The following is a 6,169-nucleotide window of genomic DNA, read 5'->3' as shown; positions in this document are numbered from 1 at the left end:
TCTTTATCGTCGCTCCAGTTCATCTTAAAGGGGAAATAGAAGGATTTATATTACTTCAAATTAATATGGTTAAATTATTTAAAGATACCTTTAATAATTTTTTAAAATATTCAAATATTACTGTGAGTAATGGTTCTAATGTTGGTGGTAGTTTTGAAATTTATAACAAACCTTTTTCCGTACACCCCGCTAAATTAATTCATACTGCTTTAAATTATCAGTTCGCGGGAGAATCCTGGCATTTTAATGCGACTTCGTCTCCTTATTTTATGCATGAAGAATATTCCTGGGAAGTATGGTTTTCTTTAACTACAACGCTGTTCTTTTGTGTTTTGATGAATATTATTTTATTCATTCTTTATGGGCAACGTCATTTGATTCAATATCTTGCAGAAGCCAGAGAGCTGCAATTACAGACTGAGAAAGCCAAAAATAAACTGTTATTAAATGCAACTGGTGAAGGAGTTTTATGGATTGATCTTGAGTGTCGCATTGCCTTTATTAATAACGCGGCTGAAAAATTACTGGAATATGACAGTGACGAGTTAAAAGACGAGCCCATTTACACAATTCTGCTGGATAAAATACATGAAGACTTCTCTTCGGCGATAGAGAGTCTGGCTGTTTATCGGGCTATTCATGAAAAATCAGTTGTTCGTATAAAAGAAGCGGTATTTTGGAAGAAAGATCGCAATTACTTTTGGGTAGAGTATACCTGCATCCCAATTATTATCGATAACGAAGTTAAAGGAGCGGCAATTATTTTCAGCGATATTACTGAACGACTTGATAATGAAAACAAATTAATAAATATGGCACATATTGATAACTTAACGAAACTGCCCAATCGTCTGAGCTTTTTTGAGTTTCTGGAACATACTATTGCACGTGCGCAACGAAATAAAAGTCAATTTGGCGTGTGTTTTATTGATGTTGATAATTTCAAATACATCAACGATACATTTGGTCATATTTATGGTGATAAATTACTGACTATTCTTCCTGGAAAAATAAAACCTTATCTGAGAGAGGCTGATTATTTTGCCCGGATAGGGGGAGATGAGTTTGGTCTTGTTTTTGAAGAAATTTATCAGGTTGATGATTTGAGCAAGATTATTACGCGAATCCTTGCTGCTTTTGATAAACCAATCAAGATAGATGACCAATATGTGAATGCCTCCTTAAGTATTGGTATTGCTATTTATCCTGAAAATGGGGCTGATTCTGAGACTTTGCTAAAAAATGCGGATAATGCAATGTATCAATCCAAAGCGAAGGGGAAATCCACTTTCTCCTTTTATAATAAGCGCTCAAATGAAAAAGTCATAAAATACGATAATATTGAATCAGCGCTACATAGGGCTATCAATGAGAAAGCCTATCGGATCTGTTATCAGCCTCTAATTCATACAATAACCCATAAAATTTTAGGAGTTGAAGCTCTTTTAAGATGGGAAGATGAGGAACTTAAAAACTTACCATTGATTGAATCGTTATTAATAGCTGAAGACAGAGGGCTGATGTATGAATTGGGTGAGTGTATCATGCAACAAGCTTTCGCGGAGTTCCAGGACATATCCAGAACAAGAGCTAATTTTTGTTTGGCAATGAATATTTCAATCAAACAAATCGAAGATGTAAGATTTATGGGATTGATTAAAACGTTACTGTGTAAGGCTCAAATCAAACCAAATCAGATTTGTTTCGAAATCAAAGAAACTTCTCTCATTAAAAATACAGAACATATCATCAACGACATGATGGACCTGTGCGCGCTTGGTGTTCAATTCGCTCTAGACGATTTTGGAATAGGATATTCATCAATTCATTTATTAAAAAAATTACCTATATCTTTTCTTAAGATAGATCATTCTTTTATTAAAGATTTAGAGAAAAATGCAGATGATACAACGATCGTGTTCACAACAATCCAATTAACTCATGGTCTGGGCATTAAATCGATTGCAGAAGGAGTTGAGGCGAAGGAGCAGCTTGAACTATTGAAAAAATGGGGCTGTACTATGGCGCAGGGATTTTATTTTGCAAAACCGATGCCTTTAAATGAATTGCTCTTATGGATGAAGACACATGATGAAGGATTAAAAAATAAAGGGAAATAGGGGGAGGATTCTGGGCTTAACTGATTGTCCAGGTAACATTAAAAGCAAGTACATAGTTAGCTTTACTCTGGTCGCCATTTAATTTCTGTATTACCGGGATGGAAAGACCTAATTGTGCTATAAATTTATTTGTTGAATACCATAAGGATGGGGTAATGCCAATTATATTTCCACCGGTATTGGGAACTACGTGTTGCCCAAATCTGGTTTTTTCAGTGTATATACCATTCAGTTCAACCATCCCTGCGATAATGTATTTATTTTCTTTGCTGGCGATAACTTTATCCACTCCAAATTGATACAGATACTCATTGCCTTGTTTTAATTCTTTATAGGCTGTTGGCAAGTATACTCCTGGGGAAACAAACCATAACCAATCTACGAACATCACGTTATAAGTGGTACCTAAAAAAAAGGTCGGAGTTCCTGCACCAGTGGGAGGCGATTTTGATAAAGAGCCTGTCGGCATGGTGGTGGCTGCTACAATAGTTGCTTGTTGCGTGTATGCAGAATTTGACCCCTCATAAAATGCATATTCGAGTTGAAAGAGAGCATCTGATAGGCCAGAAGAGTGCTCGCCATCGCCCCTGTAATTTAATGCTGCTGGCAAACTTATAAATAGTGAAGATATATCTGATAATCCATAAAGTAGTGATGGGGTGGCTGCCAGATAATTTATTGATGTGGTGCTTAAATAAGTAGGTTCAATAAAGAATTGCAATTCTTTTTTATCGATTATGTTTTGACCAAATGAGACTAAGGGGCCTGGTTGTTGTGAGGCGCTCAGAGCAAAATTACCTCTATTCGCTGGCTGATTTTGATCTGCAGCAGCAATGCTCCCATCTTTTGCATATGTTGGGAATGAAAGTAAATAGATTAAAATAATCAGAATGTTTTTTTGATTCATGAATCTTCTTAGCGTGTTGGTAGCTATAAATCAATACTTGGTGTTGCTGTTTTATGATGAATTATAATTGAGTAAATTGCCAGGAAATCTTGGCATTAGTCATTGAGGAGATACTTCAAGAGAAGGGGAGTGGCCATTTAGTGAAAAAATTTAAGCCGTCATCCTGAGGCTCTGATTCCTCTGAATGACGGATAATGGTTGCTGTATGAGTAAGAGTCCTTTCCTTTATTCGTATTTAATTAATACCTTTTATATCGGTCGCCAGGTTCAGTGCTCCAATGTACAGAGGGATGAGAATGAGAACTTGGTGATGCAAAGAATCCATCGCGCTCAATTCTGCCTGTTCTTGGAGGAGAGGAACTGGCTCTTGTCGCCGAATTATCACGGCGCTCCAGTCTTTCTCGTGGCATGGGATATTTAGCTCCTTCCGTATCCAGGAATGCATTGATGGTTCTGTAGTCTGGAATTTGTTCATTACAAAATGGCCGGTAGTGTTGTGCCGTTTTTATTCTCAGAGCAAGAGTATAACCGTGATCTCCTAGTTCTGCTTTAAGAAACGCAGTAAATTTTTTTAACAAGTTCATGTTACCGATGGAAACAACTTGATGAAGAAAAGTGAATCCAGTTTTGTTCTGTGAGGTCAGAAAATTTTGGAATAAATGAGTTTGGTCACCATACATTTTCTTTACTTCAAGCAAGTATGTTTCCATATTCATAAATGAACCTGATGCTAAAGCGGTATGTAATGGAGTATTTCCACTTTTATTTTTGTTTACCAGATAATTTAAATAATGCTCAGGAGCATCTATTCTGGATTTAAGCTGAGTTAGATAGTCATCAAATTCACTTGGATTGGCATGGCAAATCGCTTCGGTTAGTGATTTAAATTCAGTTCTTGCGTGAGATGGTTGCATCGTTCTAGGAACGGGACTGCGGCCTTGGATGGCGTTCATCATTCGCTCTACATAGAGAACATTAACGAATCCATCTGCTATTAAAGTGCCTTTCCAATTTTCCAGAAGGCTTTCAATTAAATCATTTAAATGGTCTGGTTGGGTATAAACAGTTAACTGAGTAATAATATCAGATAATATTTTCTGAAAACCTTCCAAGGTCAAGTGAGCACCTGGTTTGGCTTGAATGTGCACGGCACTAAATTTTTTATAGTCATTGAACATTCGTTCGTTTCCGCGGCTTAGTTTATTTAAACGCTCAGTCGGGCTCTTTAATAGTCTGGCATCATCTTCTGGGCACAGATCCAGTCCGTGTCGTAATAAATCATAGTGCATGGTAAATTTGATTGATCTTTTTAATCCACTAATAGACCAGACAGAAGCCCCAAGGGCTTGAAACATTGCAGCTGCAAATCTTCTTGATGGATGTGCTCCTTCTTTTAACGTTGGAGCAATGATATTAATAAATGAATGAGCTAAAAGAGAGTTGGTGGGGCCTGCATCGCTAGTTGACTCTAATTCTATTTCTGAACGTTTTTTGGCATTAGGTGGCAGTTCTTGTTGGTCAACTACTATCTCATTCGCTTCAAGTCGCTCTCGTTTCTTCCTGAGTAAGGGGCGCGTCAGATCAATTCCGGCCAGGGATTGATCAGCATAAGTAGTTATTTGCTTCAATTTGGCTGCATCGTCACTATAAAATAAACGAGCAGAATGAGTCATTAACGTGAGGAATCTTGTATCAAAACATAATTCAAATCCAGTGTGTAAGTGAGCAATGTAGGTTTCTTTTTCCAGGTCATTCAGCTTGAGAGCGGAAAAAACATTTAATATTGCATCATAATGAGTTAAAAGCCTCATATACAATTCTTTTTTAATTTCTACTGTAGCCCATATATTCAGGCTGATTTGCTCCATATGTATATCTAAACGGATTTTTATAAACTGCGCTTCTATTTGATAGGATTGATTTAAAACCTCGGCTATCTTGTCGATGGATTCATGTAAACCCAGGGTATTTGCTTTCTGGCTAAACACACGGAAATGTTTCCTTATCGGTGTAATTACAGAAATAAATTGTTCCAAGTCTCTATGTAAATAAAAGTCAGTATTGAAAAAAGTTTGTAATTCACCATCAATTTTTTGTTGTAAATCGCGTTTTTTTAACAGTGTATCAAGCTGTTTCATTGCTTCTTTTACTGCTGCTGAGCTTGGGGTTGTTTCTTGTTCTGTTGCTAAGCTATCAAAAATTTGATTTGCAGTTTCCAGGCAAGAAAAAGATTGAGATACAGTTTGTTCACTTTGTTCCAGCTTAAGCACTATGCTATGTAACAGTTTGAATTCGCTTGCAGTCAAATTAACGGTTAAGTGCTGATGTATTTCAGATAGAAATTTTTTGATGTATTGATGTAAATTGATAATTTCTTTTAAATACAAGAGTAATTCTTGTGGTGAATTGGACTCTGACAGGGTGGTTTTAGCCAAACTCTTATGAATTTCATAGGCACTGACACCTGATATAAACGGCTTATAGCCTTCTTCCGCTGAATTATATTCATTTTACATGGATTGGATTTTAGCAGCTAAACTCGCCACTTCAGTGTGTAAAGGCGAGTTGCTGTTTTCATTGGTCACAAGTGTCGAGTCGAATAGTGCTTTCACGATTATTAATGGCCATTAAGATTAAAAAAAATCCATTCTATCGCGAGGATAAATATTAATCAAAATGGCAAATAAGTTTGGCTTAATTCTCATAATTTAACATTGTGATCTCCATGGTGCCAATTTTTTTAAAAGTTCTCCTGTTTGTTCTCAGGAATTTTCTTTCGTCAATGGCTGATAATTTTTTGTTTTACATGATCTATAATTAAAACAAAACACCAAGGATGATCTCGTGGTGCGAAAATATCTCATAATCATGACGCTGTTTTTACTCCCATTATGTACTTTTGGACGAACATTGAAAATTGGTGTACCTCACTTTGATCCTCCGTTTGTAATCCAACTAGATGTAAATCATTTTGATGGATTTGATGTGGCGATGATTCATTATCTTTGTAAAAAATTGGATTATGATTGTGAGCTTGTTGCTTACAAACGAGACAAATTGCTTAAGGCGGTAGAATCGGGGGAAGTGGATATCGGTAATTTTCAGGATAGTTGTCGCTTGAAGCAGAGCAGATTTGCTCTAC

General features: G+C 36.5%; 4 protein-coding genes. 2 read left to right on the top strand and 2 right to left on the bottom strand.

The features are described from left to right. The coding region (locus Q0495_RS03030; protein WP_298622877.1) for a bifunctional diguanylate cyclase/phosphodiesterase at positions 1–2,120 on the top strand (2,120 nt) is incomplete at its 5' end. A 16-nt stretch (positions 2,121–2,136) separates the two neighbouring features. Here Q0495_RS03030 and Q0495_RS03025 read toward each other — a convergent pair. Then, entirely contained in the window at positions 2,137–3,027 is an 891-nt protein-coding gene (locus tag Q0495_RS03025) for a hypothetical protein (protein ID WP_298622876.1), read from the bottom strand. A 239-nt stretch (positions 3,028–3,266) separates the two neighbouring features. After that, complete coding sequence (locus tag Q0495_RS03020) at positions 3,267–5,462, bottom strand: hypothetical protein (protein WP_298622875.1); 2,196 nt, start codon at positions 5,460–5,462, stop codon at positions 3,267–3,269. Positions 5,463–5,871: 409 nt separating this feature from the next. On the opposite strand from Q0495_RS03020, the gene Q0495_RS03015 reads away from it, so the two are divergent. Continuing rightward, a partial coding sequence (locus tag Q0495_RS03015; protein WP_298622874.1) for a transporter substrate-binding domain-containing protein occupies positions 5,872–6,169 on the top strand: 298 nt, incomplete at its 3' end.

Origin of the sequence: uncultured Legionella sp. (assembly GCF_937871865.1) — a bacterium.
Lineage (GTDB): Bacteria > Pseudomonadota > Gammaproteobacteria > Legionellales > Legionellaceae > Legionella.
Note: the sequence above shows the minus strand (reverse complement) of the source record. Positions and strands in the feature narration are given on the sequence as shown.